This window comes from Flavobacterium sp. (assembly GCF_027482425.1).
Taxonomy (GTDB): Bacteria; Bacteroidota; Bacteroidia; order Flavobacteriales; family Flavobacteriaceae; genus Flavobacterium.
In genome coordinates this window covers 1-5,176 of the sequence record NZ_JAIXWA010000007.1, presented here as the reverse complement: position 1 = coordinate 5,176, position 5,176 = coordinate 1, and the positions used below count along the sequence as shown (strand labels likewise).

The 5,176-nt window shown below is 38.8% G+C and carries 6 protein-coding genes; 4 read left to right on the top strand and 2 right to left on the bottom strand.

The genetic code is table 11. From position 1 onward, the window contains the following. Both Q0037_RS00380 and Q0037_RS00375 read right to left on the bottom strand, forming a co-directional pair. On the bottom strand, positions 1 to 1,418 hold a 1,418-nt coding region (locus Q0037_RS00380), incomplete at its 3' end, for an ATP-dependent helicase (RefSeq protein ID WP_297513694.1). An 83-nt stretch (positions 1,419 to 1,501) separates the two neighbouring features. Further along, a complete protein-coding gene (locus Q0037_RS00375) occupies positions 1,502 to 2,023 on the bottom strand; it encodes a hypothetical protein (protein ID WP_297513691.1) in 522 nt (173 codons plus the stop codon). Between the two features lie 504 nt (positions 2,024 to 2,527). Between Q0037_RS00375 and Q0037_RS00370 the strand changes: the two genes are divergently transcribed. The 4 genes from Q0037_RS00370 (at position 2,528) to Q0037_RS00355 (ending at position 5,107) form a co-directional block, all read left to right on the top strand. After that, on the top strand, positions 2,528 to 3,556 hold the full coding sequence (locus tag Q0037_RS00370) for an HNH endonuclease domain-containing protein (protein WP_297513689.1): 1,029 nt from the start codon (positions 2,528 to 2,530) through the stop codon (positions 3,554 to 3,556). Next, complete coding sequence (locus tag Q0037_RS00365; protein ID WP_297513686.1) at positions 3,556 to 3,921, top strand: HIT family protein; 366 nt, start codon at positions 3,556 to 3,558, stop codon at positions 3,919 to 3,921. The genes Q0037_RS00370 and Q0037_RS00365 overlap by 1 nt, the downstream gene beginning before the upstream one ends. 90 nt (positions 3,922 to 4,011) lie before the next feature. Then, entirely contained in the window at positions 4,012 to 4,950 is a 939-nt protein-coding gene (locus Q0037_RS00360; RefSeq protein ID WP_297513683.1) for a hypothetical protein, read from the top strand. After that, positions 4,931 to 5,107 (top strand): hypothetical protein, encoded by a 177-nt coding sequence (locus tag Q0037_RS00355; protein WP_297513679.1) that lies wholly within the window; start codon positions 4,931 to 4,933, stop codon positions 5,105 to 5,107. Before Q0037_RS00360 ends, Q0037_RS00355 begins: the two co-directional genes overlap by 20 nt. The last annotated feature ends 69 nt before the right edge of the window (positions 5,108 to 5,176 follow it).

The following is a 5,176-nucleotide window of genomic DNA, read 5'->3' as shown; positions in this document are numbered from 1 at the left end:
ATCATGTTCACAAAATCGTGAAGCTTGTTTTTGGTTCCCGCATTCAATTTCAAATCAATTTTGTCAATATGCTCCATCACTTCAAATAGGGAACGCTTATAATGGTTGGCCGCAATGGTCAATTTTTCAACGGTCGTATCGCCAATACCACGGGCGGGATAATTGATCACCCGCACTAACGCTTCTTCGTCTTTGGGGTTGATAATCAAACGAAGGTAACACAACACATCTTTGATTTCTTTGCGTTGGTAAAACGATAGACCGCCATAAATACGGTACGGAATATCGCGTTTGCGCAAAGCATCTTCTATAGCCCGGGATTGGGCATTGGTACGGTATAAAACAGCGAACTTCCCATTGGTGAGCTGTTCCCGCATTTTCATTTCAAAAATCTCTCCCGCCACATAACGTCCTTCCTCACTATCGGTTAAACTGCGGTGCACCTTAATTTTAGGGCCGAGTTCATTGTCCGTCCATACGACTTTATCCAATTTGGTTTTATTTTTATCGATAATGGTGTTGGCCGCCTCTACGATGTTTTTGGTCGAACGGTAGTTTTGCTCCAAACGGTAGGTTTGCACCTGATCGTAATCCTTTTGGAAATTGAGAATATTGTTGATGTTGGCTCCGCGGAAGGCATAGATACTTTGGGCATCATCGCCTACCACACAGATATTTTGAAAGCGATCGGACAACGCCCGAACAATCAAGTATTGCGAATGGTTGGTATCTTGGTACTCATCGACCATGATGTAGCGAAAACGGTCTTGGTATTTGGCCAACACATCGGGGAACCGGTTGAGCAGTTCGTTGGTTTTTAACAACAAATCGTCAAAATCCATGGCACCGGCTTTGAAGCAACGGTCGACATAGTTTTGGTAGATTTCACCCATTCGCGGGCGTTTGCTCATGGCATCGGCTTCTTGTAATTCGGGGTTGTTAAAATAGGCTTTTACCGTAATGAGTGAATTTTTGTACGACGAAATACGTCCCAGAATTTGCTTGGGTTTATAAATATCTTTATCCAACTGCATCTCTTTGATGATGGCCGAAATCAACCTTACGGCATCTTGAGTATCGTAGATGGTGAAGTTAGACGGGTATCCTAATTTATCGGCTTCGATGCGAAGAATTTTAGCAAACACCGAGTGAAATGTTCCCATCCAGAGGTTTTTGGCTTCGTTACTTCCCACGATAGCTGCAATACGCGATTTCATTTCACGGGCGGCTTTATTGGTGAAGGTAAGTGCCAAAATATTGAAAGCATCAACGCCGTGGTGCATGAGGTAAGCGATACGCATGGTCAGCACGCGTGTTTTCCCCGAACCGGCTCCGGCAATCACCATCATGGGACCGTCTTTTTGCAGCACGGGTGCCCGTTGCGCTTCATTTAATTGGTTGAGATACTGTTCGAGCATTTTTTATTAGCTTCTAGGCTTCTGAGACGCTAAGCTACTGAGCTGCGACCCATTTAAAATTTATAATTTAAAATTTAAAATAATCAAATAAAGTCCTTGATTTCGCTCTTCAAAAACTCCAATGCCAATTGCGAAGCGGATTCGGTTTCCATCAACGAACTCAAAACTTTCAATCGGTATTGGTCGGCGTCTTTGATTTCGCTATCGGCGGCTAGGTTGCGGAGGTTTTGGTTAATCGCATTTTTGGCATTGACTACCATCACCCAGGCTTCATCGGAGAGGTAGATTTGTTGGGTGACATTGTGTTCGTATTCTTGCTCGATATTTTGAATCAAAAGGTTCATATAATCGACGGTATCGTTGCTAAAAGGCGCCACGCGAATCATGAGTTTGAGCGGATTAATGCGTTCGAGAAACAAGGCCATCCGTTCATAGGCTTGGAGGCGAATGGGCAGTGCTTGTTTTTGGTTGTCTCGCAGCAATTGGAACTTGCGGCGATTTTCGTCCAAGTTCACAAACTTTTGCATCATCAAGTAGGCAATTCCGCCGGTCACTACGGCGGGTAACGTATACATCGCCAATTCAATCCACTTATCGGTTTCCATAACGCGTTTGGGTTTTATTTAAGTCTTACAAAGAAACGAAATTCTGAGGTTTGGGCAAGGGGTTTCAGGTTTCATCTGAGACATAGGGAGAAAACACAGGATATTGGGAGAAGAATTGTAGTTGAGCAGTGCTATGTTAGTGCTATATCAGTGCTATATCAGTGTTATATCTACAGGGATTTGTTGTGGAACTTGGGAGGTATTTATTCCTTTTAGGAAAATTGGTTACGCTTTATGAGGAGTTAAATAATAACTATTGGCAATTTTATGCGGTACAATCGGGTAATTCAGGGTCAAAACAGCCGTAAAACAACGGCAATTTACACCCGTTTTAAAGAACCAAAAGCATCCAATAAATCAAAAGTCCGTTTTATGATTTATAAAAAAAGCACTACTTTTATACCACCCTACGAAATCAGACGTATACACCCAAGGAAGTGCTATAAGGATGAAAATTTCAGGGGTATAAACGAGTTATAGCACATTTAAATAACAAGCAAATTAGTGACAACTAAATTCCAAATAAATGACCCCTCAATAGAATCTCAATGGAGAGCCTTGATTTTATTTGGTAAAAATTCAGCTACTTACAAATTTGCGTTTGCAAAATCGCTCCTTGGTTTAATTGAGGAACAAAAAACTAAAATATCACTTGCTGATTTAGCAATACCGTTTGCAGACTCAATAGTTACTCATTTAAAAAATAATGACAAACAAGGCAATTCGTCATCGAGTAAATTTCTAGAAGGTTGTAGAAATTATATCTCTGGAACTATCTCACAAGAGCAGCTCTATAGTCTAACTGAAAAATATGGTTTTGTAAACGTGGTGGATGCATTCCAAAATATAAACGGAGGAACAATACCAGACAAGTTTTACGAAAAAGATTATAAGAATGGTAAAAAGGATATTATTGTCACGGACAATCTGCTTAAAATCAAGGAACTTTTCCAATACAGGAATTTGGAGCAAGAAGTTGAAGCAAGATGGAATTTGGTTGAAACTGCATGGAATCTCCAAATAAATCCAAATCTCTTAGAGGTAAAATATGATGAAGAAAAATCTTTATTCTTTATTGAAAGTGACGTGATGAGAAGAATAGATGTTACATCTGTTCGCGACTCATTGAATGGCTATCAAAAAGGTAAGTGCTTTTACTCTTTCCAAGATATCTCTATAAATAAAAATGATGCAAATACTTGTGCAGTTGATCACTTTCTTCCACATGTTAACAAAATAGCTCATGCTAAGCTGGGCGCTAACATCAATGGAGTTTGGAATTTAGTATTATCAGATAGTGCAATTAACCTCGACAAAAAGGCAAGGATTCCGGAAAAGAGATTTCTTGAAAGACTATTTAATAGAAATGAATTCTATATTGAAAGTAAACATCCGTTGGCAGAAACAATTATTAATCAAACGGGGCAAACAAAAGATTTGCGCAGGAGATTCTTGGAGGAAAATTATAACTTAGCCTTATCCCTTTCAATCCAAAAATGGAAACCAAATATTGAAATAATAGGAACATTTTAATGAAAGACTTTACGAACATAGACCCCAATAAAATTCTATTTAGCAACGAATATTTCTTCATAATAAAGGATAATTTTCCTGTCTCTCCTGGACACCTTTTAATAATCACAAATAAGGTCAGAAATAACTTTTTTGAATTGACAAAAGAAGAACATGGAAATTTGAATGAAGTAATTGAAATTGCCAAAGGAATAATTGAAAAGGAGTTTAAGCCTGATGGATATAACATAGGAATGAATTGCGGTGAGGCTGCAGGTCAAACTGTATTTCACTTTCATTGCCATTTAATTCCGCGTTATAATGGGGACATGGAAAATCCAAGAGGCGGAGTAAGGCATTGTATAAATGGGAAAGGATATTACTAAACGTGCTATAACAGCGTGCAAGCGCCATAACCCTGCCGCAGGCGCAACACAGGGTTACGATCGCCTGCACGCAAAACGTTAGCAGCTATTATGAAAAGACACATCACAGCAAAATTGAAACAAGCACAGGAGAAGTTAGGAATGACTTTTTCTGAAGAACATTTTGACTTTATTTCTAAACTTGAAAAAGAGGAAGTTAAATTTGGAGAGGAAGAGTGGTTATTTTGGACTGTTAATGACAAACCAAATGACGCAAATGATAATTTTATAATTGAGAGTTCCTTGAATTTTAAAAATGAATGGGGGTTAGACGGCTTGGTTTTTGCAACCAACGGCATTGGTGACTACCTAGTTGTTTTACCTAAAGAACTTGGCGATTTAATTTTAGTAATGATGCACGAGACAGCGGAGTTAAAGCTATTCGGGAAAAATATTCAAGACATATCACAAAACGGACCTGTGGACTATTTTTGGTCTGACGACTATTGCTATAAACTTGACGACAATGATAAACTGGTTAAGTCCGAGAACTTTAATCCCAATATTTCAAGCAACAAATATTCAGAAAACTACTTTGGTGAAGATTATGAATTGCGTTCTCAATTAGACGACTTGATTGATGACGAAAAAACAGAGAAAATATCCGAAATTTTGAATGGTCTTGAAAGACTATCCAACAGCAAAGATGAGAATCATAAAGTTTGGGCATTTAACAAACTCAGCGACATTTATTTGAGAGGTTTTGGCCCAGTGCCACCTGACATGACAAAAGCACTTGAATATAATCAACGAGCTGTAGACTTAAACAGTCATAAGGCAATTTCCAATCGTGCAGCGTGTTACTTTTTCGGACTTGGAATGACTAAAGACATAAATAAAGCATTAAAGTTGGCGACAAAAGCAAATGAACTTTCTAAAACTAACCAATTTGCTGACATTTTTGCGACCAAACAAGGTGGCGGTATGTATGACAAATTAGTTGACATGATAACAACAGAAATTAAAAAGCATGAGAATAACAGCTGCTAACACGGGTTTGGCAAAAGTGGCGGTTCAGTGTCCGCAGACACATTTGTGGTTAATCAAAGTTTCGTACTCCGCATCAGCATTTGTGGTGAAAATCACCACCTTCGCCAAGCCCGAAACCGTTATAGGCTATGTTAAGACAATACCAAATGATGCGTAACAAGAAAATATGGCGACAGTAAAAACTCATCACTATAAAGCGACTATTAAATGGACAGGTAATAAAGGT